At 57.7% G+C, this 26,389-nt stretch carries 24 protein-coding genes; 11 read left to right on the top strand and 13 right to left on the bottom strand.

From position 1 onward, the window contains the following. Positions 1 to 182: 182 nt before the first annotated feature. Both IB265_RS15430 and IB265_RS15425 read right to left on the bottom strand, forming a co-directional pair. Positions 183 to 986 carry a hypothetical protein gene (locus tag IB265_RS15430; protein ID WP_192371055.1) on the bottom strand — a complete coding sequence of 268 codons (804 nt, stop codon included), beginning with the start codon at positions 984 to 986 and terminating at the stop codon, positions 183 to 185. Positions 987 to 1,098: 112 nt separating this feature from the next. Beyond that, positions 1,099 to 1,539 (bottom strand): hypothetical protein, encoded by a 441-nt coding sequence (locus tag IB265_RS15425; RefSeq protein ID WP_192371056.1) that lies wholly within the window; start codon positions 1,537 to 1,539, stop codon positions 1,099 to 1,101. Positions 1,540 to 1,810: 271 nt separating this feature from the next. On the opposite strand from IB265_RS15425, the gene IB265_RS15420 reads away from it, so the two are divergent. The 6 genes from IB265_RS15420 to IB265_RS15395 all read left to right on the top strand — a co-directional run bounded on the left by IB265_RS15420 (position 1,811) and on the right by IB265_RS15395 (position 10,582). Next, positions 1,811 to 2,641, top strand: coding sequence for a hypothetical protein (locus tag IB265_RS15420; RefSeq protein WP_192371057.1), 831 nt, complete (start codon positions 1,811 to 1,813; stop codon positions 2,639 to 2,641). A 210-nt stretch (positions 2,642 to 2,851) separates the two neighbouring features. Then, positions 2,852 to 3,256, top strand: coding sequence for a hypothetical protein (locus IB265_RS15415; protein WP_192371058.1), 405 nt, complete (start codon positions 2,852 to 2,854; stop codon positions 3,254 to 3,256). 433 nt (positions 3,257 to 3,689) lie between these two features. Continuing rightward, a complete protein-coding gene (locus IB265_RS15410; RefSeq protein ID WP_246805968.1) occupies positions 3,690 to 5,126 on the top strand; it encodes a methyl-accepting chemotaxis protein in 1,437 nt (478 codons plus the stop codon). Positions 5,127 to 5,182: 56 nt separating this feature from the next. Beyond that, on the top strand, positions 5,183 to 6,052 hold the full coding sequence (locus tag IB265_RS15405; protein WP_246805950.1) for an OmpA family protein: 870 nt from the start codon (positions 5,183 to 5,185) through the stop codon (positions 6,050 to 6,052). 1 nt (position 6,053) lies between these two features. After that, on the top strand, positions 6,054 to 7,367 hold the full coding sequence (locus tag IB265_RS15400) for an EH signature domain-containing protein (protein ID WP_192371061.1): 1,314 nt from the start codon (positions 6,054 to 6,056) through the stop codon (positions 7,365 to 7,367). Further along, on the top strand, positions 7,364 to 10,582 hold the full coding sequence (locus IB265_RS15395; protein ID WP_192371062.1) for a DEAD/DEAH box helicase: 3,219 nt from the start codon (positions 7,364 to 7,366) through the stop codon (positions 10,580 to 10,582). Before IB265_RS15400 ends, IB265_RS15395 begins: the two co-directional genes overlap by 4 nt. A gap of 487 nt (positions 10,583 to 11,069) precedes the next feature. Here the strand turns inward: IB265_RS15395 and IB265_RS15390 are convergent, their stop codons facing one another. From IB265_RS15390 to IB265_RS15380, 3 genes are all read right to left on the bottom strand, one after another. Further along, a complete protein-coding gene (locus IB265_RS15390) occupies positions 11,070 to 11,510 on the bottom strand; it encodes a DsrE family protein (RefSeq protein ID WP_192371063.1) in 441 nt (146 codons plus the stop codon). A gap of 117 nt (positions 11,511 to 11,627) precedes the next feature. Further along, on the bottom strand, positions 11,628 to 12,470 hold the full coding sequence (locus IB265_RS15385; protein WP_192371064.1) for an NAD(P)-dependent oxidoreductase: 843 nt from the start codon (positions 12,468 to 12,470) through the stop codon (positions 11,628 to 11,630). Continuing rightward, positions 12,467 to 13,390, bottom strand: coding sequence for an SDR family NAD(P)-dependent oxidoreductase (locus IB265_RS15380; protein WP_192371065.1), 924 nt, complete (start codon positions 13,388 to 13,390; stop codon positions 12,467 to 12,469). The genes IB265_RS15385 and IB265_RS15380 overlap by 4 nt, the downstream gene beginning before the upstream one ends. A 101-nt stretch (positions 13,391 to 13,491) precedes the next feature. On the opposite strand from IB265_RS15380, the gene IB265_RS15375 reads away from it, so the two are divergent. Further along, positions 13,492 to 14,400: a LysR family transcriptional regulator gene (locus tag IB265_RS15375; RefSeq protein WP_309140351.1), complete on the top strand. Its 909-nt coding sequence runs from the start codon at positions 13,492 to 13,494 to the stop codon at positions 14,398 to 14,400. 38 nt (positions 14,401 to 14,438) lie between these two features. On the opposite strand, the gene IB265_RS15370 is transcribed toward IB265_RS15375, so the two are convergent. The 4 genes from IB265_RS15370 to IB265_RS15355 are packed head-to-tail and all read right to left on the bottom strand — an operon-like array spanning position 14,439 to position 18,003. Then, positions 14,439 to 15,431: an NAD(P)-dependent alcohol dehydrogenase gene (locus IB265_RS15370; RefSeq protein WP_246805949.1), complete on the bottom strand. Its 993-nt coding sequence runs from the start codon at positions 15,429 to 15,431 to the stop codon at positions 14,439 to 14,441. Between the two features lie 4 nt (positions 15,432 to 15,435). Next, positions 15,436 to 16,470: a zinc-binding dehydrogenase gene (locus IB265_RS15365; RefSeq protein WP_192371068.1), complete on the bottom strand. Its 1,035-nt coding sequence runs from the start codon at positions 16,468 to 16,470 to the stop codon at positions 15,436 to 15,438. Then, positions 16,463 to 17,554 carry a Gfo/Idh/MocA family protein gene (locus IB265_RS15360; protein WP_192371069.1) on the bottom strand — a complete coding sequence of 364 codons (1,092 nt, stop codon included), beginning with the start codon at positions 17,552 to 17,554 and terminating at the stop codon, positions 16,463 to 16,465. Before IB265_RS15360 ends, IB265_RS15365 begins: the two co-directional genes overlap by 8 nt. Continuing rightward, on the bottom strand, positions 17,551 to 18,003 hold the full coding sequence (locus IB265_RS15355) for a nuclear transport factor 2 family protein (RefSeq protein ID WP_192371070.1): 453 nt from the start codon (positions 18,001 to 18,003) through the stop codon (positions 17,551 to 17,553). Before IB265_RS15355 ends, IB265_RS15360 begins: the two co-directional genes overlap by 4 nt. Before the next feature lie 103 nt (positions 18,004 to 18,106). Here IB265_RS15355 and IB265_RS15350 point away from each other — a divergent pair, with 103 nt between their 5' ends. Beyond that, positions 18,107 to 19,072: an AraC family transcriptional regulator gene (locus tag IB265_RS15350; RefSeq protein ID WP_192371071.1), complete on the top strand. Its 966-nt coding sequence runs from the start codon at positions 18,107 to 18,109 to the stop codon at positions 19,070 to 19,072. Here IB265_RS15350 and IB265_RS15345 read toward each other — a convergent pair. From IB265_RS15345 to IB265_RS15335, 3 genes are read right to left on the bottom strand one after another with little or no spacing between them, the layout of a single operon-like run. Continuing rightward, positions 19,044 to 19,424, bottom strand: coding sequence for a response regulator transcription factor (locus IB265_RS15345; RefSeq protein WP_192371072.1), 381 nt, complete (start codon positions 19,422 to 19,424; stop codon positions 19,044 to 19,046). The genes IB265_RS15350 and IB265_RS15345 overlap by 29 nt on opposite strands. A gap of 3 nt (positions 19,425 to 19,427) precedes the next feature. Continuing rightward, a complete protein-coding gene (locus tag IB265_RS15340; protein ID WP_192371073.1) occupies positions 19,428 to 20,063 on the bottom strand; it encodes a response regulator transcription factor in 636 nt (211 codons plus the stop codon). A 4-nt stretch (positions 20,064 to 20,067) separates the two neighbouring features. Then, entirely contained in the window at positions 20,068 to 22,116 is a 2,049-nt protein-coding gene (locus IB265_RS15335) for a PAS domain-containing protein (protein WP_192494915.1), read from the bottom strand. Between the two features lie 506 nt (positions 22,117 to 22,622). Here IB265_RS15335 and IB265_RS15330 point away from each other — a divergent pair. From IB265_RS15330 to IB265_RS15320, 3 genes are all read left to right on the top strand, one after another. Further along, positions 22,623 to 23,447: an alpha/beta fold hydrolase gene (locus IB265_RS15330; RefSeq protein WP_192494875.1), complete on the top strand. Its 825-nt coding sequence runs from the start codon at positions 22,623 to 22,625 to the stop codon at positions 23,445 to 23,447. Positions 23,448 to 23,529: 82 nt separating this feature from the next. Then, the gene (locus tag IB265_RS15325) at positions 23,530 to 24,504 is read left to right on the top strand and encodes an MBL fold metallo-hydrolase (RefSeq protein WP_375293067.1); all 975 of its coding nucleotides are present in this window, start codon (positions 23,530 to 23,532) and stop codon (positions 24,502 to 24,504) included. Positions 24,505 to 24,513: 9 nt separating this feature from the next. Further along, the gene (locus IB265_RS15320) at positions 24,514 to 24,858 is read left to right on the top strand and encodes a carboxymuconolactone decarboxylase family protein (protein ID WP_192494874.1); all 345 of its coding nucleotides are present in this window, start codon (positions 24,514 to 24,516) and stop codon (positions 24,856 to 24,858) included. Positions 24,859 to 25,614: 756 nt separating this feature from the next. On the opposite strand, the gene IB265_RS15315 is transcribed toward IB265_RS15320, so the two are convergent. Next, a complete protein-coding gene (locus tag IB265_RS15315) occupies positions 25,615 to 26,331 on the bottom strand; it encodes a hypothetical protein (RefSeq protein WP_192494873.1) in 717 nt (238 codons plus the stop codon). Positions 26,332 to 26,389: the final 58 nt, after the last annotated feature.

The following is a 26,389-nucleotide window of genomic DNA, read 5'->3' as shown; positions in this document are numbered from 1 at the left end:
GAAAAGGCCGATGCTTTCGCCGTCGTCGCGTGATGTCATTTAGGTGCCATTTTGGCCGTTTTCTTGATCATATCGGGGAGCCCAATTTCTCCCTATATATCAGCAGCTAAGAGCAGAATTATGGGGTAACTTGTCCCGAATTTTGGCAAGACCGTCGGCGTCGTCTAGTCGGCGCGTCAGCTTCACGGAGCACCGAACAGCCCGTTCGACCTCGACGCGTTCTGTGCGGAATCCCCGCCTCTGTTGATGGGCGCTCCCCGTGTGGCGGCCATTTCCTCAGCAATACGAGCATATCGCGTTTCCGAGAAAGCTCGTTTCCCAATTGCGTAGTATGCCAAGCAAGCTTCGCCATCGCCCGAAAACCAGAAAAGCCCAATTGGCCATCCCCTTGAACCCAGGTGGGCCATTTTGTCGAACAGGAGTTTGTCCTCGGTCATCGACATCAGTACGGACATGATCTGCTCGCCGTCCTCGTCGGTAAACGATGTCTCACATCCGGTCATGAGATTGTCGTCGTGCTGGAAAATCCGGAGATCGTAGCTCCGGACCTTAGTTTTTCCCGATGCGTCGATTAGTTCGACGGCATAAGGCTCGATGAAACCTCGTCCATTGTGAACTATCCATCGGCCCAAAATAGTCGCGCTCGTGAAACCGTCCAGGAGCGGCGTAACCGCAGCCCTAATCTTTTCCTGATGGTCCGCAACGAATGTCCATTGCTCGCCCTCCGTCACCGGGGCGGTGTCCAAGAATACTTCCATTCCATCGCGTGTGACCGAGATTGCAATATCAGGGTCAGTCGTCAGGATTTGGGCCTGGTAAACCGTTGCACGAGCGCCGGCAGCGGCGAGAAATGTTGAAGTCGCGGCGGCACTTCTAATCGCATGATGCATTGAAAATTCCCTGTCTGTAATTCGATGGTCACCCGGATTCGACAGGCTCGCAACACCAAATGCGAGGGATAGCCCGAAAATGTTCAGGGCACGCATCTTCCTTAAAGTTCGTTGAGGAACGCTGGGGGCTTGTCGCGCGAGTATGCGATCTCACAAATCGACTTGCTTCAACGGCCCCGACGTCTGCAGACGCCGGGGCCGAATTTGTTCAGTGGGAAGCTTCGGGCAAAGGGCCCTCGTAGGTCCGTGCAGACTTCACGAAGTCACGCACAGCCTGCTCGACTTGGCGGTGATGGCGCGAGGGCATGCGAGTGTCGCCGTAGGTCTTGATCACGAAGTAGGCGAACTCAAGCGCGTCGCAGTCGAAGGGGAGGCCGATCACCCCGATTGCGTTCGCCGCGGGCAGGCCAGGGGCCAACGGCACCACGACAGCGTTGCGAGAGTAGTTGCGAGCCGGCAGGGGAGCGAGATGGAGGCCATCGCGGTCGACCACGAAGGCCTTTCCGTCGAGCTTTCCGCCGGGCGCGCTGAGATGCTCGTGGTACAGGGCAAGAGTGAACGCCTGGTACGAAGGCGCGAGTTCGCAGTTGATTACCGCGTGAGAACCCGCCCACAGAGCGTTGAGTTCAGAGGTGGAGTGGCTGGCCATGTTGGTCCCTTCATCCTAGACGCTGTTGAACGGCAGCGTGATACCGAGGCGCGAGTGCAGTGCTCGCGACGTATCAGCTGCCGTTGGTGAGTCTGGTGACGGGGCATTCGCAGACATTCTCCTTTGCTCGAGTGCTGTACCGATCAAAAGTTCGATTGCATAGCCAACAGCAGGTCGCGCCACGGCGAATTCAGACCTCCGAAATAGCGAGTCCTCAACCACCCAAGCCAAGTATTGCGGAGGGCGTTAAAATTTTAATCATCTAGGAGTGATGACATTTCTGCCTTGCTTCAAGCAAAAAAACAAAGACGCAGTAATACATCTGCATATTGACGCGCAGATATTCGCCGGTGATCATGTAACTAGACGAAAAAATTTGTGGCTCTTGGGTAAAGGTAAGAATATGGGCGGCTCTGCGATCAATACATCGGCGATCGAATCGGAATATGACGACGAACGCATACGCTTTCATCAAGCGGAAGTGTTTCGGTTCTCGAGGGAAGGAGCGGCGGAGGAACTGCTGCTCGGTGCCCGTAGCGCACTCAGCCACGAGAACCTGCCTTCATCCGAAGTCAGGTTTAGACCGTGCGTCGCATCTCGCAAACGTTGGTGGCCGAAAGCTTGCTCAGCTGACCTCTACCAGATGTATGTGGATGGTCTTAATTCGTTTGATGGAATGGTCCGGAAGGCTCGACAACCAGAGGATTTGGCAGAGCTGACGCGCGGCCTACTAGTACTTATCGAAGCTGCAAATGCGGTTGGCTTTCGAGGCTGGGAGGTGAACTGGAGGCAAAACGTCCAATGGGCGCTCCGCGGTTCACGATACGGGCTTTCCGGTTATTCGCTCGTCGAGCGTTACGAAAACCTGGCGGACCGTATCACGCTGTCGGAACGTCTTGAGATCATTGGCGGTCCCATATTTTACACGCAGAAACGGAGAGCTGGAAAGGCTGGCGAAATCACACCGGACCTATTCGCCGGTGAGACGGAGCAGGCCTACGGTGCGATATTCTTGTCGCTCAATAGGAGCGTAGGTCGTCGCTATAGGAGCGATTGGATTGTTGACGGCCGCGGCGGGTACCGCAGGCTGCTTTCGGACTGATCGTGCCGCGACCGGCGCAAGCGCGCATTGAACGCGGCGTTAGCGTGAAAGGGACGGTCTAGGGTCTCTCAAGTTGCTTATGCCTGCGCCTGAGCGCCGACGCCGGCCACCTCGTAACTGCCATTCTCTCTCAGCGTTGTGTGGGCTCAGCGCCTTGCGCCGATCCGCCGGTCGCCAAACACTTCAATTATAAACCACGGAGCATGCGGCATGCAGTGCATAGATGGAATTCAGCAGGAATTGGATCGAGAAGAGGACCTTTTGTGGGAAAGCCGCCTGGGCAAAAGGCTTGATCTGGCCATTGAAGCCGTTGAGGTCGCCTGGGAGATCCTTGCTGTGGAAATCCAGCGTTTTGGGTACGAGGCAGAGCGGCCAGTTCCGGACAACGAAACTCGCTACTGCTACTTCCACGCAATGAAGTGGGACGCTCTTGAGATGTCCGACTCGATATACTGGTCCCTTCAGGCCGACGAAAGAGCGAGGGACGACCGGGACCTAGAGGAATTTGAGAATACCTCCGTCCCCCGCAAACATTATTCCACCCGGATCAAAGCGCTCGCGCTTTTGACGGCCGGCAGGGCTTTTGTTGAATCGGATGGCAATCCGCTGGCCTGAGTGATTTCGAATGTTGATCCCCCGCGACTGGTTATCGGCGGCCGTCGTACCGTCCTGAGGCAGCGGCAAAGGCGCGGCGGCATCCCTTTATCCGGTCAACGCCTCATAACAGTGTGCCTTCGCTCAGGGCACTGCCGGGTCAATTCCTTGCTCAAGTGAAAAATACCACACTGTCGCCGAGCGTTCATATTGCCCCTCGTTGCGCGACATTTCGGTAATACGATCGCGAATGCCGGAGTCGAGGACTGGGCACAACTGCGAGCGACGTGCGGCGCGAGCTTGCTCCTGGACCTTGGCCTGCGCAGGGTCACATAGTGGGGAAATCCCGACCTGCAGTGCAAAGATTGCTCGGAATGGATGTGCAATCTTTACACGAATTTCAGGTTCCGCTAACTCAAGATGGGCGGAAACCGGGGCGGTAAAATTGGATATCATGTTTAAGGCGGGCATCTTTGCGCGCGATCTTGTTTTGGCGCTAGCCTCGTTGCTGAAGCAACCGCCGGCGCCGGGGCTGTTCAGTCTCTTTCTAGTGGTATTGTTGGGGATAGCGACCCTCTGGTTCTGGGCTGTAGTCCGGAGAAGAGTGAGTTTGCTTCGACGGGCGACGAAGCTCGTAAAAAAGAGCCGTGGGCCAGAGGAATTCCGGGAGCGCTTTCAGGAAACCTACGACGAATTGAAGTCGTGGTCGGGAATGGATGCCGGCCGGTTGGCCGACACCTGGGACGAATTTAGAGAGACCACCATCGAGTCCCAGGGGCAGACGGGCATTCGAAATGCCATCCGTCCGTCCGTCTTCTTCAATCTCGAGGAGATGGGGTTCAGCGTTTCGGGCTGGCGGGTCGTGCCGAGCCTCTTTGTATCGATCGGACTCGCGGCGACGTTCCTCGGTCTTATCGCCGCCCTCCAGGAAACGGGCAACAGCCTCAGTGCAGGCGGCGACCAAGCTGCGGTGATGAAGGCGCTTACGCAGCTTCTGACCGTTGCATCCGCCAAATTCATCATGTCGCTCACCGGGCTACTCTGTTCGATCGTCTTCACCGTCGTCATGCGCGTGCAAAGTAGCGGGCTCGAACAGGCAATGCGGACCCTCACGCACGAGATAGAGACCCGGATGAACTTCGTCAGTCTCGAGGACCTCGCGGAGAAGCAATTGAAGGCGATCGTCGAGCAGCGCGACCATATGCAGAAGCTCAATCACGAGCTAATCGCTGCTATCTCAGAACCGCTGCAAAAAGCCGCGGCCTCAGGCGTCAATCATGTTGACGAGATGGTGCAATCGCTGGCGGGGTCTTTGACGCAGGGCTTGGTCGGTGCGATGTCTGCCACGAGTGAGCGGCTAGAAGCGGCATCCGGTCGCCTGGAGGGGCTTGCGGCCACGCTCAGCGGGGCAGCGCAAGAATTCTCCCAAGCCGCCGAACGCACAGCCGTTGGTCTGGATGGCGCGGCCAGGCGGCTTGAGCTGGTTTCAGACAACCTGGCGCGAGCCGGCAATGGACTTGCACAGGCCGCGGTGCCCGTCGCGGAGTCCGCGAACAAAACTGCCGAAGCTACCCAGCAGATCGCCTCCTCGAGCATCGACATGGTGGAAAGCGCACGCCAGACTATGTCGTCTGAGCGCGAGATGGTGGTAGCCGCAGCCAATTCCATTCGAGATCACATCAAGAGCTTCGAAACGCGGGCCGCGGCCTACGACGGGCAGTTGGCCACTGCCTTTAGGACGTTCACGGAGCAGATTTCGCGCTCGATCGGCGAAGTCGAAAATCACGCGAACAATGTCCATGGTCAGTATACGGAAGCTCTTACGACCCTTCAGGGAGTGATCGAGAATGCGAAGGCGTTCACACCTGAAAGCGCGAGGCCCTCGGCATGAGGGGCAGGGGAGGTACGCGTCGTCAGGAAGAAGAGGAAGAGTCGGTCTTCATCTCGATGGCCGACATGACGATCAGCTTTCTGTTTATTCTGATGATCCTACTGGCTTTCTTCGCGAGCCAGTTCAACGTCTCCGATACGGTCCCCCGTCCTCTGTACGACAGCCTGAAAGAAGAGAAAGACAGCCTCCAACGTGACATTGATGCTATCGCTGAGATTGTCGAGGCCGACGGTCGTCCGGTGGTGACGGCGACCCAGGAGATGAAGGACGAGCTCGAACGTCTGCGCGAGCTTCTCAATACTCCCGAGAAGGCAAACAAAATGGAAGTCTACAACTCGGCAGTCGCAGACGCCAGGAAGAAGCTGCTGACGAGCCTGAAAAGCGAGATCAACAGTCGCATACCAGGGGTTAATGTGGAGGTCAGTGCGAACTACGATGCGCTTCAGTTCGCAGGAGATGGGTTGTTCGATTCCGGAAAAGAGGTGCCGACTGCTGTGGGGACGGTTCGTATGCGGCAGATTGCGGAAGTCTTGGACCAAAACCTTGGCTGCTATTCGCTCGGCTCGAGGAGAGCCTTCACCGAAGACTGCAATCCGGCTTTTGCCCTGATTGACTCGTTACAAGTAGAAGGACACACGGACAGCGTCGGTACCGAGGTACTGAACATGGACCTCAGTGCCAAACGAGCTGCGTCTATCTACGCGCTCATGATTCAGCAAAAGCCAGATCTCGTGCTTTATGAGAACCGGGACGAGCAGCCGGTCTTGTCGGTCGCCGGCTTTGGCAAGGGACGGCCGATACAGCAGAACGAGACGGAGAGCGGCAGAGACGCTAACCGACGAATCGACCTTCGCTTCATCATGGTCGTCCCGTCCAAGGAGGCAGATATCGCCGAGATACGACGGGCGCTGTCGGGGGAGCCTTGACGTGTCACTCCTGGAAACGCTTCGTGCGATGCCTCATCGCAAAAAGTTCGAAGGCAAGAGCATCGACGGCTTGAGCCAAGCGGTCCAAGCCGTTTTCAAGGCCTTTCCGGAAGTCAGTCGCACCTCGCCCGCTACGCTCGATCAAGTGAAAGCGAAAATTGCAGCAGCCCTTCGCGACTGGGAATGGGAGAGCGTCACGGTCGGGGAAGTGGGGATGCTGGCGAGCGCCGCCTTTGGGCGTGCCGAGGAACTCGACACGCCGACACTCGGTTTCGTGCGACGGGAAGTGCAGGCCACCACCAATCCCGTGCTTCTCGACGCGGCTGCTGAAGGGTATTTCGCCGGGTGGTCACGCGGCGGTCAACTGACGCGATGGCTGGCCGGCATCATGCAGGAGCGATCGTCACATCTATCCAAACGGTGGCAGAACGTTTTTGTATCCATCCCGCAGGCGCTTGATGCAAGTCATGCTCCGGAACATCTTGCCGAGCGGATGGTCATGGAGCCTGACCCGTATCGATGGCTGGCGGGGGCAGGCGTCTCCTCTCCCCACTCGGGCAACCTGATGCAGGAACTACATGAGGCCTGGTTGCGGGCACTGCCCGAGATCAAGACGGATGCGCAAGTCGCGCAGGTATTCCGATGGATACTGCCCGACGGTCGATCGAGGGCAAGCGACAAAATGGCCGCCGGCGCCGTCGAGAAGTTGCTGAGCCCGTGGCTCCACAAGATGCCCGACCAAGAATACCGTAAGGGACTCCTGGATCGTATAACGGACGCATACGGAGATCCTCGAAATAAGCGGCCGGAGTTTTGGTCGCTTGTCAGCCCGCCGTGTCGAGGCGTGTTGGTACGATGGCTTGCCGGGGCGAGCATGGACGCCCTCTTGTCGGTCATCACGAGGTCGACGGCCAATCACATGTGGCCGCCTCGGCACGATTTCTGGAAGGGGCTCTTCAACCGCGGCCTTGTAGACGAGGCATGGGTGGCGTTGTCGCCCTTTGCGGCGGCCATTGCTGAAAGCATGTTTGCCAAATCGGCCAACGCCGCAAGCGTGGTGGCAGGTAGGCAGACATCGAAAGCTCGCAAAGACACCTGTCTGCTCGTAATGCGCATAGGTCGATACATCGTGGTCGAAGGCTCGCATGACTATCGTGTCCACGTGTTCTCGGACACCGACAGTCGTGCGCCGAAATTGTATCAGGCGAGCTACGACGCCGAGGCCCTTATCCTTGGGGCCGGCCATCCCGACACAAGAATCCATGACCAACCCGGACATTGGAAGAGATGGGTGGAGGAGCGGGTGGTCCGATGATCCAGTTTGATTTTCGAGTGGATAACGAGGCTGCATACGTCACCGTTGCGCCGGAGAAAAGAGGATGGTTTTCGGCGTTCCGGCGACGGGAGGCGGTCGACCTGCGGGCTCTGACCAAGTCGGAGCGCGCAACGGCATTGGCGGTGGCGCGACTGAGACATCTGGATCCGTTGGGTGAACTGCATCAGATAGCCGAAAATGGTCTCGTGATCCGCCATCCACTTGCAGCGCAGCTGGACTCCAACACCGCTTCCGCACTGGGACTTCCGCGCTTGATGACAGGCTATGTCTTCAAGGCGAAACTTGCCGGGACCGTTGGAAGCCCTGACTTCGGCATTGACTGGTGGTGGGAAAAGAACGGTAGGACGGTTACCTTGCCGCTTCAGGGAGCCTTTCTCGGCTCCGCGGCGCAAATGATGCGGTTGCCAAGTCAGATCTATTCCGCCATCCAGCAGGCTAATGCCCTCAAGGAGGGGACATCGGTTACGGACCATTGGCTGGAATTGGGGAAGTTCCGCCGCCTGTTCGAGGCGTCGGACGAACCGGCATCGCAGGAGAACCTGGAAGGGTTCCTGCGCAATCTTTCGGTGGTAACCTGTGACTCGGTCGGCATCGCGTTCGATTCCGGCGATGATACGAAGTTCTTCCCGCTCCCTTTCGTCGGTGCTCCTGAACCAGATCCAGAGAGAGACACCGCCGATGTTGCCGCCCTCAAAGGGCGTGAGCTGGATGAATTTCGCAACGGAGCCATGCGTCGCGGTGCTCAACCCGCATACCGGGTTGCCGACGGGAAGTTTTTGATCGTTGATCGCTCGGCCGCTCCTGTTCTTGATGCTATCGCAAGGTATGCAACGGCCGATGAAGCGGGGCGACGCGCGTTTATCGCAGACGCTGGCCGGATAATTCAATCGGCGATCGAACGTCAAATGGAGGATGACGGACGCATAACCGCTCTTATGAGCCCGGCCGCCAGGGCAGAAAGAGTCGAGCAAGAAACCTCTCGAGCGTGGGTCGAGACCACCGAATGGGTGTCTCGGGTACTCGGTGTCGCCAAATGGCAGACGAAAGAAATCGAAGGGATCGAGAGTTCGGGGACGAAATGGCTGAACTCCTCCATAGATGCTGAACTGGCCGATCGCCTTTCTCAGATCGAGGATGAACAGCTAGCGGAAGTCGTCGAGGCTCTACGCACTGCAATCGCCGAATACGTGCCTTCTATTACCCACGCGGTTGGCGAAATACCTGCGATCGCCGAAGTACTTGAAGCGGTCTCGAGGCGGTTGGCTGAGTACCTGAGGCAGAAGCCGATCGATGCACCCTCTGTTTCGCTGGATGCCTACCTGCCGGTGACCCACGACAACTTCTGGGAGGTCGACTTCAAGGCCGTGGTGCGCCCGCGGGGAAACGAGGCAGAATTCAGGGTTCCCGATGCCGTCAGAACCGCGCTGCAGCCCCATCAGTCGACATCGCTCAAATGGCAGGTGGCGGCTTGGCAGGCGGGCATTCCCGGCGTTCTGAACGCTGACGAGCAAGGGTTGGGCAAAACGCTCCAGACGCTGTCATTCATGGCATGGCTTAGGGCCGAGATGGACGCCGGCGCCGTTCCGCACCGACCTTTCCTCGTCGTGGCTCCAACGTCGCTGCTTCTGAACTGGGAAGCGGAGATAGATCGACATCTCGCCGCAGGCGCTCTTGGAACTCCGGTACGCTTGTATGGCTCCCATTTGGCCGAATTCAAAAAGGAAGGTCTCTCGGGCCAAGACATCCGCGAGGGCGAAGCCTTGCTCGATCTGGATAAAATCCGATCTCTCGAGAATGGCGCGCCCGTTGTGATAACCACCTACCAGACGCTCGCGAACTTCGCGATCAGCCTAATGGAGCTTCAATGCGCGGTGGCCATTTTCGACGAAATCCAGTTCGTTAAAAACCCAGTGACAATGCGCGCTAAGGCGGCGAAATCGCTGAATGCGGACTTCCGGATCGGACTGACCGGGACACCCATCGAGAACGCGACCAAAGACCTTTGGGCGCTGATGGACCAACTCTTCCCCGGGGCGCTCGGTGCGTTGACGCAATTCAAACGGGTCTTCGGTATTCCCACGGAAGAGAACATGTCGGCCCTGCACCATGCATTGTTCTCAGGGCAGCATGAGCGTCCGCCCTTAGCGATGAGACGGCTGAAGACCGATGCCGCACCTGGGCTGCCCACCAAGGTGCGGATCCTCCACCCCAGGGAGATGTCCGAGCCTCAGATGCTGAGATATGACGAGGCGCGCCGTAAGGGCGGCATGATGCTCGCGCTCCTTCATCACATCCGGCGGATATCGCTGCATCCCGGCCTACTGGAAGGCGAAACCACCGAGGAGTTCAGCGCGTCGGCGGCACGGGTCGAGGCGGCGATGGACATCCTGCGTCACATCAAATCAAAGGGCGAACGCGCTCTGGTGTTCGTAGAGAACCGGGACGTTCAAGCTTGGTTTGCGGAAGTTGTCCGATTGGAGTTCAATCTCGAGACTGTGATGATTATCAACGGCGACACGACGATTGATGCCCGGAAGGAAATTACGGACCGGTTCCAACGACACCTAACGAACGACGGTGGGTTCGACGTCCTGGTGCTTGGGCCGAGAGCCGCAGGCACGGGCCTGACACTCACCGCAGCCAATCATGTGATTCATCTGAGCCGTTGGTGGAACCCCGCCGTCGAAGAGCAATGCAATGACCGCACCCATCGTATCGGTCAAACGATGCCCGTCACGGTCCATATCCCGCTTGCGGTTCACACTCGGCTGGGCGCGGGCTCTTTCGACTGTCTTCTACAGCGCCTTATGAAGCGGAAACGTTCGATCGCCGAACGGGTTCTCTGGCCGGCCGAGGCCACCGAAGGCGAGACAAGGATGCTCTATGACGCGGTTGTCGAAGCTTCAGATGTCGAGATCGAGAACCAAGCACTGGAATTGGATGGCATACTCGAGGGCAGAGCTGATCTAACCGCCGAAATGCTGGACGAGAATGCAATACGCATACGCCCTCGACGCGGCGGCGCGTCAATCGTCGTCTCGAGTGGCCGGACTATCCCATCGAACTCCATCCGTTCTGACTTGGATGCCGCCGTTGTTTCGATGCAGACGGATCACGTTGGAAAAGAGATGCCAGTTCCGCATTCCAGACTTACGACCAGTGCGCTTTGGCCAGAGTTCGTCCTACCCGAGTGAACGGACAATAGGATGCCACCACCCCGCTCAGCTAAGCAAACAAGTGGGCAGCCTGGAACAGTCTTCCTGTCTAACGAGACAGCGCTCGCGCCAGGATTCCCTCATGTACGAGCTCTGGTCCGCGGCCTGCTGCTCGCAGGTCAGCGCATGGAGACAATCGTTTCGACCATTTCGTAGATTTCGTTTGGCTCGTTCTGCCATATGCGGAGGTCTTCAATGGGCTCTAGCGCATCGGGATCTTGAAGGAGATGGAGCGAAGTTCTGAGCTTCGACTGCGAGTGGGGCATACTCGGCGGTCTCGACCTTATTGCTTGCAAGAATTCCCTTCAGGAAGCTTAGCCAGTACTCGAAACGTCGAGCGTATTTTCGAAGCTGCTAACGAGCCGTGCTCGCGTCTCGGATTTTCCCGGGCTCGGTTTTTGGATTGCTGGGGAATCTAGGCGACATATCGGTTTTACTTCGAGAAGGACGCGTAGAGCCGACGCGACTACGCCTCCGTAATCTTTACGAATCCTTCTTGCACAAGCTGGATGGTTCGCGCCATCGCGTCCGTGTTGATTTTCACGTTTGGAAGAAGGTCCGCATTGCCCCAGCCGTTTGCCTCTGCGGTGGCCCCGCAGAGCTCTATCTTGACACCTCGCTTCACCAAATCGGCTATCAGGTTCTTGTTGGGGTTTCCGGCTGCGATCTTCCGTGTCTGGTTGTACGCCTCGTCATGCAGCGTGAGGTGTCCCGCGTTCGTGTGGAATACCACGATGACTTCGGAGTCAGCGCCCCAGTTCGCTATGTCGTCGGTAATGAGTTGAAGGTGGAAAATCGCGGCAGGCAGATCGCCTTCGAACTGGAGCGAGCCGATGCTGTGCACGGATTTTACAGACTTCAGCTCAACCGGGACATCGATAGTGATTGCATGACTGGCGTCTGACATGGCGTCATTCCCTTGTTAGCGGGTTTGGCGCGAGCGTCTTACGTTTCACATTGTGGAAAGATGCCCGCTTCAACAAAGCTACACATCGGGTCAGCCCCTACCAATCATGGGTTCATATTAGCTGCCCGACTGCTGCAATCGACGAACCAGATCTTCTAAGCCGTCTGGGCCTCTGATTCCCCATTGCAGCAGAGCCGTGGGATCGATGTGCTTTCGACGCATGGCGTCCGCGAACTCAAGCAGGTCCGTTCGGTTGAGCTCGGCGATGTGAGGCGCGTTCGTCATCGTTACCTTGGTTCCGAGAGCCTGGAGGATAAAGCTACCTCCACTGCTGTGCGCGAACGCCTCGCGTAGGCCGACCAGCGACAGCCCCAGCTTGTCCGCCATCGCGAACACTTCGACCAAATTGCGGAGGTTGGAAATCGTGAGAGCATTGTTGCAGAGCTTCGCCGTCTGTCCGGAACCTGCCGGACCCATGGCTATGATGCTGGAGCTATGGCACTCGATGATGGCGCGGCTTTCGTCGAGTGCGTCAGGTCTTCCGCCGACGAAACAGGTGAGCGAGCGAGCTTCCGCACCTGGGCGTCCGCCGCTAACCGGCGCATCGAGAAACCGGACGCCCCACTCGGCCGCAAGTCGTTCAAATCCTTCCGATTCGATCGGATCGCCTGTGGCATGGTTGATGATGACCCTATCCCTGCCAAGTTCGCGAAACAGGCTGCGATCCGCGAACAGCTCATGCAGATCTGCGTCGTTTCGAAGACAAAGGCACAAGACGTCCACGCTAGCCGCTAGGTGGACCGCGCTGCAGGCCCGTTTATGCGGGGAGTGTCCAAGGGCCTCGTAGGAGGATTCACGCCTTGCCCACACATGAAGGTCATGTTTCTCGGCAATCCCTGTTGCCATTGGCGCACCTTGATCACCCAGTCCGATAAATCCCACACGTCGCACCTCGTTCATTTCAGTTCTCCGGCAAGATTTAAAGACATCTCCCAAAGGCGATCGGCATTTGCACTATCGAGTGCGTAAGACGCTACGCCTTCAAGCTTGCCCTCAGGTCTTTCTGGAGCGAACGGGGCCTCTTGGCAGTTGTCAAAATACCGTCCGTTTATTCCTTCCACGACTGGAGACGCGGCCAACAACACGGATGTGGAAGCCCCTTGTTCAGGTGTTTTACGGAGGTGTTCGGGCGTTCTCAATCCTCCGGTGTGACGTTGAAGATTGGTGGCGATTGCACCGGGATTAAGTGCGTTCGAGACAATTCCATCGGAAGCCCAGCGATCTCTGATGCCGATCGAGAGCAGAATGCAGGCAGTCTTGGATTGAGCGTATGCGAGCAGGGGATTGTAGGGCATGAACCGGAAATGTGGATCGTCCCAGAACACCGGACCAAAGAGACTGCCTGTCGAGCTGACCGAGACGACACGTGCGCCTTGGGCCTTCGCCAAGTGTCGACGCAGGCCAAGCGTCAGAGCGAAGTGACCGAGGAAGTTCGTCGCGAACTGCATCTCACAACCTTCGGCAGAGCGCTCCAACTCGGGCAACATCATTATCCCGGCATTGTTGACGAGAGCGTGGACAGGCTGGTCCCAGTCGCTGACGAAAGCACGGACAGACTTCAGGTCGGACAGGTCGAGCGCACGCACTTCGATTTTCAGGTTGCCCGTTTCGGCTCTGAGCGATTGGGCAACCTCTTCGGCAGCATCTGGGCGGCGCGCAGCGATGGTGACCGACGCTCCTGCCGCAGCGAGGCTCTTCACCGTCTCGATACCGATGCCGCTGGCTCCACCTGTGACGATCATCGTTTTGCCAGTTAAATCTATCCCAGAGAGCACTTCTGATGCAGTAGTCGAGAATCCAAAAGGAGGCTGGTCAGTCATTGCTTCGACCTTTCAATGTTGTGGTTGCAACTCAGATAACCCTGATGCATTGTTCTGTTTAGATGGACACAACTGAACAGTATGATGAGATATTTCGGACAGTGAGTGCGCTTTCGCCTGCCGAGCTGGCGGCCTTCGTTGCCGTTGCTCAGTCTGGCGGATTTCGCGCTGCCGCTCGCAGATGTGACCTCAGTCCATCTGCCCTCAGCCACAGCGTTGCCAACCTTGAGAACCGTCTGAACGTCCAGCTCTTTCACCGCTCCACGCGCAATGTCTCTCTGACGGATGCCGGGCAGCGGTTTTTTGCCCGGCTGGGACCCGCGCTGGATGAGATCGCCAAGGCAGCCGACGAATTGAGTGACTTTAGTTCCCGGCCGTCGGGGACCCTACGGATCAACGCCGATGCTACGGCTGCCGAACAGGTTCTCGGTCCGCTCGTGCTCAAATTCATGGCGTCGTTTCCCGACGTGCAGGTTGAGGTGGTGAGCGAGAGACGGCTGGTCGACATCGCGGAGAACGGTTTCGACTGCGGCATCCGCTCCAGTGAAATTGTGTCCGACGACATGATCGCCGTTCCCATTGGGCTGATGCAACAGCATGTCGTGGTAGCCGCTCCCTCCTATCTAGCAAACGCGCCTGCATTGCGTTCGCCGGCCAATCTGGTCGATCACCGATGCATTCAACTTCGGATGCCCAGCGGGCGTCTTTACCGTTGGGAATTCGAACGGCGGGGGGAGGCTATGGCTATCGAGACAAGGGGTGGGCTGGTCCTTGATAATTCCCGCCTCATTCTGGCAGCCGCCATCGACGGCTACGGGCTTGCTTACGTGACCAAGTGGATGGCTGGTTCTGCCCTGGATGCCGGAATCCTTGAACAGGTCCTGGAAGAATGGACGCCACCGTATCCCGGGCTATCACTGTATTATCCTCGACATCGCCATTTGAGCGCCTCTATGCGCGCCTTCGTTTCGTTCCTTCGTGAACAGGGTCTTCAACAGCCGCCAGCTTAACCGAGACCCGCAGCCCTTGGCACCGGGTCCCGAATTCTTCACATGGACACGACAACCTTCCCAAACGGACCGCGCCGGAGATGAGCAATCGCCTCCGGAGTTTGTGCAAATGTATAGGTCCTGTCGATCACCGGTCGCAGGGATAGCCGGTCGATCGCCGCGACCATGTCCTCCTGCGCCCGGCGATGTCCCACACCGATGCCGACGATTTGTGCCCGCTTGAAGAGGATTGGTCCGATCGGCGCACGGATTTCCGAGCTCCCTAGCAACCCGACCAGAGATATCCGCCCACCTAGAGCCAGCGCAACAACGGAGAGTCCAAGGTTCTCGCCGCCCGACATCTCCAGTACGTGATGTGCGCCAAAGCCATCGGTGAGTTCCAACACACGCTCGTGCCAGGCAGGATGGATTTGGCGATTTATGCCATCGGAAGCACCGACCGCGCGCGCACGTTCAACCTTCTCGTCACTACTCGTCACCACGATAACGCGCGCGCCGTGCGCCGCGGCAAACTGTACGGCGAATAACGCGACACCTCCCGTACCCTGAACCACAACAGTCTGTCCGGCTCTTACGTGGCCAAGTTCAACCAGCGCAAACCATGCCGTCAGTCCCGCGACGGGGAGGGTGCTTGCTTCGACATTCGTGAGACTCTTCGGCGGAGCGACGAGGCGGTCTTCTGGCACGCACACATATTCGGCGAGCCTTCCAAGAAGCGGGACGCTATTGGTCTCGTATGGCGGAGCCGGACCATCGATCCAGTTCATGGTATCCGCCGAGATGACACGGTCTCCGATCGAGAAGCGTTTTGCATCCGGTCCCAGTCGCACAACCTCTCCCGACATATCTGACCCCGGCACCAGGACTCCGTCTGGGCCAGAATCCATCGCTCCGTCGATCAGGGCGGCATCCCGATAGTTGAGAGACACCGCTTTCACCTTGACGAGAGCTTCCCTCGGTCCGGGCTCCGGGATCGGAACGTCACATAGTGTGAGACCGCGTTCCTGCGGCCGATATTCCCAACGTTGCATCGCTTCATTCACCTGAGATCAAAAGGACCGGGCGGCCCAGAGTTTCGCCTGCTTCAAGCGCCCTTTGCGCTTCGCCGACGCCGGTGAAAGACACCACCCTGTCAATGCGTGCCCGCAAACTGCCCCGATCAACGAGTTCGGCAATCTGTGAGAGTGCAGCGGTTTGGCGTAGGCGATGTGCATGATGGCGGCTGATCTGCGGCAGGCCTATGTTGACGAAGCTGATGTCCAGGTTCTTCCACTCGGCCGGGCCGTTTCCCTCGGCGGGCCAATCCGATACAACAGTGTTTATCAGGCGTCCGTAGGGCGCCGTATGGGCGAAGCTTGCCGCGAAGTTTCGGTGGCCCACGAAGTCGAATACGACTTTCGCGCCGGGCTCGCCTCGCCAAGCCTGAAGGGCTTCCTCGACGCTCTCTTCCCGGTAGTTAATTGCTATGTCGGCACCCAGCTCCCTCACAAATGCGGCCTTAGCCTCGTTTGAAACGGTGGTGGCGATCCTGGCTCCAAGAGAAGTCAGATACTGGATTGCGATATGCCCGAGGCCGCCAGCGCCACCGTGGACCAGTACATGATCACCTCGGCTAACCATCGCCTTTTCGAACACGGCCTCCCATGCGGTAAGGGCCACAACTGGCAGGGCGGCGGCTTCCACGAAGGTCAGTTTCTTCGGCTTTGCAGTGACGTAATCGGCACGGACGACCTTGTATTCTGCATAGCTCCCGGGGTTTCCGGCGTAGCCGCCGTCCACGTACCAGACCTCGTCGCCAACCCTGACGTTCACCGCGTCTCGTCCGGCTTCGACCACAACGCCGACACCGTCGATGCCGAGGATTGTAGGATCTTTCTGTGAACTTCCTTCGCTGTCGTAGACGGCCCCATTCTTCCTGTTCTGCCAATCCGCAGGATTAATGCCGGCCGCCTTCACCTCAACCAGAACATCAAGCTCGTCCCGTAGTCGAGGGCGGTCAACTTCGCGCACCTGAAGGACTTCAGGCCCGCCGGGTCTGGTGACAACAAGTGCCTGCATTTTCTCAGACATCGCGTCGTTCCCCGTTGCCTGAGACGATTGCATCCAAAACGCGGTGCAGGTTCACCGCGTCTTCGAATGAAGGAGACAGCCTGGTTTGATTTCTCATGTCGGACGCGATGCGGGAATAGGCAAGCCCGACGCTTTGACTGAAACCTTCCTCGATGCCGAGGGTCTCGTAGCGACGCGGTACTGGCAATTCCTGCATCTGCTCGGGCCCCTGTGCGCCCTTTACAGTGAAACCGCCCAGCCCGATATAACCGACGGGGCTCGTCAGGATGAGATCGCCTTTGGTGCCGTTGATCTCGATGTGAAAGTTCGTGCCACGCGAGAGACCGCCGCGGAAGTGGGCGCTGAGGGCTGCGCCGTTCGCGAGCAAGCCAGCGACAATGATTTGATCTGGCGCTGTCAATGGAACCTCTTTCCCTGTCTCCGCTATACGGGTCATCGCGCGACTGTTCGACAGCGCGCCACCGACGGACTTCAGTCTCGAGCCGATGGCGTAGAGGGTTGCGTCAAGCGTGTGGGCGAACGGCACATGGAACATTGAAGCTCCATTTGCCATATCCAGTGTGTACAGGTAGCTCTCGTTGATCTCCTCGCCCCAGATGATACCAGACCCGATGACGGAAACAGACAGTACGTCGCCGACATAGCCGTCCTTGATTAGATCCTTGATAAAGTTGATGGCCGGAGCGGAACGGCTTTGAAGGCCTATCGCTGTAAATGCATTCCGGCTCTTGGCCAGCGCTAGCATTTTTTCGGCGTCGCGCAGGTTCATCCCCAAGGGCCACTCCGAGAAAACGGCTTTACCTGCTTCCAGGGCCATCGTGACGAGCTCAAGGTGATGTGGAACCTTGACCGTCACGACGACCAGGTCAACGTTCGGATCCGTCACAAGTTCATGCGTCGTTCCGTAGCTGCGATCCGCGCCAAACTTCTCGGCGGACGCTCGAGCTATTTCCGGTCTGTTGTGGCTCACAGCCGCGATCTGGAACTCAGGCAATGCTTTCAGTGCGGGGATATGTGCGGTGGTAGCCCAGCCCTTTTCCGGATGAACGCCGATGATGCCGACTTTGATGGGATTGAGGGTCATGCCGCATTCTCCTTCGGCTTGATTTCTAGGATCGTGCGGCGAAGCTCCAGGTGCGCCAGGCGCCACTGTCCGTCTTCGAGCAGCCATGTTTCGTGATAATGGCCGTAACCGTGCATCGACGCCGGACGGTTGTCATTGACATCGGGAAAAATCAGATAGTCTTCCATGGACCAGATGGCGTGGACTTCGGTCTCCGAAATGACATCAATCTCGTCATTGTGTACCTGATGTATTGTCCGTGCCCCAGCAAGATAGCCCTTGGTGACGGCCAGGAATTCGTCGAGGGAGCCAAACTCGGCCAGCACGACGCCGTCTTCGCCGATAAAGCGGAGCGACGGGTGCCGTGCGAACATCGCAGCAAATTCCGACCAGTTCTGGGTATCCACGTATCGGCAGTAGCGAGCTTTCAACGTGCGTATGGTTTCGACCACGGCGTGATGGTTTTGCAATTGGAATCTCCTTTTCGAGCCTCCATATAGCGATGACACGCAAGAGCCTTCAGTCTCGATCGTCCCAAGTTTTGGCGTGATCGTCCATAATAGGAACATTTAGTTGGATCCTTTGAGCGACATCTTTTCTTCGATGCGAATTAGGAAAGCGAAGTTCACGACGCTGGACGCGACTGCCCCATGGGGCGTCGCCTCCGATGGTGACCCGGCGATTAAATTTGTTCTCGTGGTCCGCGGATCGGGAGTTCTGACCACAAGGGAAAATCCCAAGCCAGTGCCGTTGCTCGCAGGCGATGTCTTCATCATGTTCGGAAACGAGCCTTACCAAGTTTACGATCACGCGGACTCGCGCACCGCGGACTGTCTTGATGTCGAGACCCTTCGTGTAGGCAATAGGATTCAGTTCGGTGGAGGCGGGGCGACGACCACGTTCATAAGCGGCTTCTTCGAGCTTGACGGACTTGACGCTCGGCCCTTGCTCAATGTTCTGCCTAAATTGCTTCACCTCAAATCGGAGCAGCGCCGGAGCCGGCAATTCCAGTCCGTGCTTGAGTTGCTCGCGGCAGAAGCAGATGCTCCGGGCCTCGGTTCGGATGCCGTGGTGCGTCGCCTGTTCGAATTGCTTTTCGTTCATGCGATCCGTGCTTTCGCTCAGCAAGGATCGGCGCAAAAGACGGGATGGCTCGCGGCAGTCTCCGACAGGAATCTGGTCTTGGCGGTCTATGCCATGCACTCAGAGCTCCAAATGCCGTGGACGGTGGATCAACTCGCAAAGAAGGCTGGTATGTCGCGCTCAGCGTTCGCCGCCCGCTTCAAGGATGTCGTGGGACAACCCCCGCTGGAATATCTGACAGAATGGCGGATCTACCAGGCTGCCAGAATGATTGAAAACAACGCAGACAAGCTCTCCATGATCTCGCGAAGCGTGGGGTATCGGTCGGAGGCAGCTTTCACCAAGGCCTTCAGGAGGGTGATGGGAAGCGCGCCCAGCCAATATAGAAAAAACCTCGCGAGGGCAAAGGAAGGCCGGGTGACCCCGATCATTGCGGAAATGCAAGAAGCCGCGTAATCGCCTGGAGAAGCACCTGGCTGTTCAGTGGTTTTCGCATGAAGACCCTTCGCCTATCCGCTCCTGCGAAACCACGATCCTCGATGTCGCTGCGGCCTGTCATCAGTATCATTGGCATTTCCGGTAGACGGCCTCTGACCGCCTGTTCCAACTCGAATCCGTCCATCGAGCCCATGCTGATGTCAGTGATAATACAGTCATACGCGGAGAGGTCTCCATTGGAGAGAAATGCCTTCGGCGACCTATAGGTACGGGCAAGGTAACCTGCGGACTCGAGAAGCTCACGCAGCCCGTCAAGAACACGCTTGTCATCATCTACAATTGCAAGGGTATGACCCGCCTGCGCGACCATTCGTCAGTTTCCATGTCGGGAGCGGGTAATCGGTATGCTTAGTTTGGAGGCAATTCGCACTAGATCGGGAAGGGAGTCAGCATGCATCTTGCGCATCATGTTGCCTCGATGGATCTGGAAGGTGATCTCGCTTATTCCAAGCTCCGCTGCACCTTGTTTGTTCATTAGCCCACTTACAACGAGTGGAAGGACATCGCGTTCCCTGGCGGAAAGGCATTTTAGCCTGGATTGTAGCTCACTAAGGGAGGCCCGATCGCGTCGAGCCTCGCAATCGCGAGCGAGTGCCAATTCGATCGCAGCGCGCAGCTCGTGTTCCCTGAACGGCTTCGGAAGGAAATCAACTGCGCCCAGCTTCATCGCGCGGACAGTCATTGGTATGTCGCCGTGGCCCGTTATGAAAATGATAGGCGGATGCGGTTCATCCGCCAACCGAGCCTGGAGTTCGAAACCGTCGATATCTGGCAGCTGTATGTCGAGTACGAGACACGAAGGATTCTGGGGCCTTGGTGAATCCAGATATTCCTGCGCGGTTGCGAACGTCGCAACCTTGATCTGCCACGATTCCAGGAGCTCTGAAAGCCCGTCTCGGACGCGCTTGTCGTCGTCTACCACGAAGACCGCGTTCTCCTGACTGTGCATCGGGTTATCCTCCGGACAAGGGAAGTGCAAAGCTGAATACCGTGCCGCTGGGCTCAGCGGGCGAAGCCCACAACTTTCCCGCGTGTGCGCCGACGATGCTTCGGCAGATCGACAACCCGATCCCCATGCCGTTATGCTTCGTGGTGTAGAATGGCTCGAATATCTTCTCGTTGTCATGTAGTCCGACACCGCTGTCGCGCACATCCACGAGGATTTTGCCGTCGTCGAACCGCGATCTGATTTCCAGCAGTCTTATTGCTCCATTCAAGGTCGCCATTGCGTCCATGGCGTTTTGAATAAGGTTTACAAGTACTTGGAGGATGAGGCCCCTGTCGAAGTTTGCGGCAGGCAGGTCCGGCTCCAGGTGAGTTCGCAGATCGCATTTCGAACCCGAAATCCTTTCGCGCAGCAGCGTGCAGGCCTCCTCAATGACATCGTTGATGTTTCCCGGGCTTTTCGCCCCGCCTGATTGCCTGAAGAGAGCCTTTATCCTGCTGATCACTTCGGCCGCGTCGTTCGCGGCATCTGCAGCCTTCCTGGCACTGGTCTTCGCCCGTTCGATGTTTGGAGGAGTCGCACGAAGCCAGCTTTCGGTAGCGCTGCTGTTGGTCACGACAGCGACCAAAGGTTGGTTCAGCTCGTGGGCAATCGAGGCTGACAATTCAGACAGACTGGCAGCACGTGTCGCGAGTTCGAGCTGATGCTGGGCCTTCTGAAGCTGCGACTGCGCCTGCCTCTCCTCCTCGACGTCGACAATGACACCGTACCACTGAAAGAGCCTGCTTTGGCAGTCCCGCAGGACACGTGCCCTGCAATCGACGAGGTGATAGCGGCCGTCGGCCAGACGATGGCGGTATTTCAGTGCAATGGGTTCGCCGGACTTGAAGCTTTGCTCAAAGCGATGCCGCAGACAAGCCGCGTCCGCAGGGTGGACGAGGCTGCTTATCATCGGCGCGAAACCCGAGCCCTTTATCCCACGAAGTTCCTCGAGCGTGACGCCGGAATATTCCATCAAGGGCTTGTTGAAATAGGTGGGCTGCCCCTCCGGGCTCGCGCACCACACAAAGGCAGGAAGCGTGTCGAGCATCAATCTCAGCTGGTCGGCGTTCGCCCGGAGTTCCTCCTGGGTCCGATGAAGCTCCTCGATGTCGACGTTGGTCCCATACCACTCGATGATTTCACCCTCCTCGCTGAGCAGCGGGGCGGCATCGATCCTGTTCCAACGGTAGGTGCCGTCCTTGTATCGCAACCGGCAGACCAATGAGAGTGATGCCTTTCGTTCGACACAGACCGCCCACGCCGACTGGAAACCTTCAACATCATCCTGATGAACAACACCGAAATTGTTCCCCCTGATCTCTTCGAATGTCGCTCCGAGGTAGTCGAGGGTCTTGGGGTTCTGGTAGATCGGCACGCCCGCCGGGGAGGCGCACCATATCATCACCGGCATCGTATCGATCAGAGTTTGAAGCTGACGTTCCCTATCCTCCAACCGCTGCTCGGCGCGCTTCTTCTCATCGATGTCGATTGTTGTTCCGAACCACCCGAGAATGTTGCCGCGCTTATCAAAATGGGGGCGGCCGTATGCGTGAAACCAGCGATACTCGCCGTCTGACCGCCTAATGCGATGGATTGACTCGAAAGAGGATCCAGTCCGCATGCTCGTAACCCAAGCGTCAGTTACGCGCTCGGCCTCGTCCGGGTGAACGGCCTCCAGTCCGGTTCGCCCTGTGGTATTGAATTCGTCGGCTCGCTTGCCGACGTAATCGACTACGCTCGGGTTCACGTAGACGAAGTTTCCCTTGGCGTCGGTAGCCCAACCTAGCCCCGGCATGCTTTCAACGATCAGTTTCGCTTCGTAGAGGTGTTGTTCGGCATCAGCACGCGATCGCCATATGCTTACAAGCCAAAAGGCGGCCAGTGCACACGAAACGAAGGCCGCCGAACGGGCGACGGAGGCCAACCCATCGGACGATAGGAATGCGATCAGTGCGCCGACGACAATTAAGAGCAACGCAATTGCCACTGCGACCTGCCTGCGTTTGACAAGCATGAGTGCCGCAATGGCTAGGAACAACACACCATACGGCTCCTGTTCCATTATCCCCAGAGCAGTTCCGGCGCATCCCGTAGCAAGTGCAGGTGCGTATTGCCTTACTTGATGCACCCTCACGGCATTCTCCCCAGGTTGCACCATTGGAGTGCGTTGAAACTATACTTCGATCGATACGAACAGGCTAGTTCCGCTTCCACGACTAACGGAAACATATGATTGGCCGAGCAGGGCCTCCTGTCTAACATTGAAGGCACCGAAAGCGATCGACGCACCGAGAGTGAAATCCTGTCGAGCTCGCCGTCCCAGCCGTCGTCCAAGCGATGGTCCACCGAAGGATGTAGGTCATGGCAGAACGAAAATCAGGGCTTCCTCCGATCTCACGTCGCGCCGTGTTGGGCAGCGCCGCAGGAGCTGTCGGAGCGTCCCTCCTTGGGTTCTCACCAATTGCTCCGGTATCGACCGCGAGTGGACAGACACAGCAACGATCAGCCGAGGAAAAGACAATGGGCACGATCACCACCAAGGATGGGACTCAGATATTCTACAAGGACTGGGGAAAGGGCCAACCCATCGTCTTCCACCACGGTTGGCCGCTCAGCGCCGATGACTGGGACAATCAGATGCTGTTCTTCCTCAGTAAGGGCTACCGGGTAATCGCCCACGACAGGCGTGGCCACGGTCGCTCAACACAGACGTCGACAGGCAACGACATGGACACCTACGCGGCCGACGTCGCCGAGCTTGCAAGCGCGCTCGACCTGCGGGATGCGATTCACGTTGGCCATTCAACCGGAGGCGGCGAGGTCACCCGATATGTCGCGCAACATGGGAAAGGCCGAGTGGCCAAGGCAGTGATCATCTCGGCCATCCCACCCGTAATGTTGAAATCCGACAGCAACCCCGGAGGTCTGCCCATTGCTGTATTCGACGACCTCCGCGCTCAGCTAGCCGCGAACCGCGCCCAGTTCTATCTCGATGTCCCAACCGGTCCGTTTTACGGGTTCAATCGTAAGGACGCCAAGGTCTCGCCAGGACTTATCCAGAACTGGTGGAGGCAGGGAATGATCGGGGGAGCGAAAGCGCATTACGAATGCATCAAGGTCTTCTCGGAGACCGACTTTACCGAAGACCTGAAGAAGATCGACGTTCCCGTTCTGGTGATGCACGGGGACGATGACCAAATTGTTCCGATTGCCGACGCCGCCCTCCTGTCGATCAAGCTGCTCAAGCATGGCACGCTCAAGGTCTACAAGGGACTTCCACACGGCATGTGCAGCACGCATCCCGAGATCATCAACCCCGATCTTCTGGCTTTCTTCCAGGCATGATCGCCTGGCGGCAACGCGGCTTCAGGCGACCTGAACTCCCAAGCTCCCTGAAGCCGCTCCGCCATTCCCGAAAGGAGTTGCCATGACCCAAGAACTTACGCTCTCCCGCCGCGGCTTTTGCCTATGCTGCATGGCCGCCTCGACTTTCGCTGCCACAGGAGGCTGGCTCAGTCCGCGTCAGGTCTTCGCGAAGTCCCAGAGTATTGTCGACATGATCCGGGACGCGGCGGCAAAAACGCCCATCAATGTTCACAAGATGAGGGCGGGTGTCTCGATCCTCGAGGGGTCCGGCGGCAACATTGCCGTTCTCACAGGCGCAGACGGAAAAGTCCTCATCGACGGAGGTATTACCGCATCGCGGCCTCGGTTGCTGGAGGCGTTGGCGGGGCTCGGCAAGGAGCCGATCCGGCATCTCATCAATACCCACTGGCATTTCGATCATACCGACGGAAATGAATGGCTGAACGGTGAAGGGGCGGCGATCCTAGCGCACGAAAACACCAGAAAACATTTGATGGAGGTGGTGAAGGTAGAGGACTGGGATTTCGAGTTTCCTCGGCCACCGCTGGCCGCCGTTCCTTCCGAAACCGTCGGCGACGAGATGTCTCTCAAACTCGACAAGTCGACTTTGATGCTGAAGCATCATCCGAACGCGCATACGGACGGTGATATCTCCGTAAGCTTTGGCGAGGCGGACATTGTCCACACCGGAGACCTCTACTGGAACGGGATTTACCCGTTCATAGACTATTCGACCGGAGGAGGCATCGACGGCACGATCAAAGCGGTCGAAGACATTCTCTCCAAAGTCACCGCCGAGACAATCGTTATCCCGGGGCATGGTCAGCCCCTGAGCAAAAAATCCGAACTCGACGATTATAGGACGATGCTCGTCGATATCCGCGGAAACGTTGCCAAGCTCAAGGCGGAGGGAAAGCCGATCGACGAAGTCATCGCCGCGAAACCGACCGCAGCGTTCGACGCGAAATGGGGGCAGTTTGTCATCAGCCCCGAGTTCTTCACCCGCCTTGTCTACCACGGCGTCACTCAAACGTGAGGTGAACCAATGTCAATGATCGACTGGAATGCCTACCATGAACAAGTGCTTGCCGGGGTAGGTGAACTGGCAACGCTTAATCCGGACGTCATCCGCGGCTATCAGGCAATCGGCGGCGCGGCGCGGAAGACAAATCTGCTCGGCGCGAAGGTCAACGAATTGATTGCCCTTGCCGCTGCGGTATCCCTGCGCTGCGACGGCTGCATCGTTGTCCACACTGACGCAGCGCTCAAAGCCGGGGCAACACGAGAGGAAATCGCCGAGGCGCTAGGGACGGCGATCGGCGTCAACGCTGGGGCAGGACTCGTTTACTCGACACGCGTGATGGATGCTGTCAAATCGAAGGGTGCATGAACCCGGGCGGATACACAATCCACGCTCAGGACACTGCTGAAATCTACCTTTAGACCATCGTGAGCGACGAAAACCACCGATGATGATGTGAGGAGACTGGAATACGATCTGCAGTGAGATTGAGGCGAACATGATCGCGTTCTGTCTGCGGGCGATCCGGAGCTTGAGCCACGGTGCCCAAGCGCTCTGGGGTGGCTTCGTCCGAAATCTCAGGGAGAACCGCTTCAATCATCGGCACGGTCCCGATGATCTTCAGACTCGACACTTATGCGCAGGACAATGTCGCCTGCGCCGCACCTCCGCATGCCTTGACGCGCATAGGATGTCGGCATTGATTTTTGGCCTCGAGATCAGATGGGGCGAGGGGATCGCAGTAGGCTCCGATGCCGAAGCGCACGAGTCAGGTATTGGCGAAATCGAGCGCCGGGGACACACGCAATTTGCTGTGAGGATCCGGTCATCCGGGAACCGGAAGCAGCGCAGTTGCGTTCGCCGCGGGCTCGCCGGCGGACTGTTCTCACGCCCTTCTCAAGAGCTGTCGGTTTGGCCTCTAGTGTTCTGCTGGTCGGCGTCCCGTAAAAGCAGTAGCCGTACTCTGTCTGGCAGGCATTTATTCAAGCACGGTGCACTCCAACGCCGAGATGTGCGTTTCACGACCAATTGCGGGGTCCTTCATTCTATTTTCTTTTCACCCGGTGAAACCTGCCGCATGCACCATGCTCTGGCCCCCGCACGTGTGTTTGTCCGGTGTGAACCCTAATCGAGCGAAAACTCCAGACCGCTAATATCAATGGAAATCATCGAGCGAGACAAATCCGGCGTTAGGTCTGCCCGGCGAGGGTACCCGCGTAATCTCGTTGGCATATTGATACCATGACAATCTTCGTAGTGAGAAAGCAATTCGGTTATCGTTATGCCAGCGTCACCATCAACGTGGTAGTCATGCCTGCGCAGAAGAAAGTCGGCATCGAAAAAGTAGTCATGGATCCGGGCGGCGGTGGCAAGATCGGGCGGCAACTCGGCCCTGAGAACCCGCCATTGCCTTCCATCTTCCTTCCAGGGAACGAGTTCGCTTACCTCGACACCGTCCAACATCAAGTGGAAGGGTGCGGTCAAAAACGATCGAACGGTGGAGCACGCCAGCAAAACTCCAATTAATGGATCGATCGGAAGCGTGAAGTCGTATTGCAATTGCGCGGAACGCACGTCCTCGACCCCAGTAACAAGGGAGCCGTCGCTACCGAGGATGGATAAACGGTTGCGCTCGAGGTCGCTTTGGCAGTCGACGCAACCAAGAGGTTCGATAACCGCTCGTTGACGATGCGGGAAGACAGTAATCTGCCGCGGTGTGAGATCGCCGAACTTCGCACAGAAATCGCCGCCCAGTGAAGCCGTTGCCTTCGCAACGTTGTAAACGCTCCAGCTTGCCGGGCCCCCATGAGCAACGATGGCCTTGTCGAGCAGCTTGTTCAATCTTCGCTCCCGGTTCCGAGTGGCAACGACCTGCTCGATCATGCCTGATCAGCAGTTC

This window comes from Ensifer sp. ENS10 (assembly GCF_014852025.1).
Taxonomy (GTDB): domain Bacteria; phylum Pseudomonadota; class Alphaproteobacteria; order Rhizobiales; family Rhizobiaceae; genus Ensifer.
Note: the sequence above shows the minus strand (reverse complement) of the source record. Positions and strands in the feature narration are given on the sequence as shown.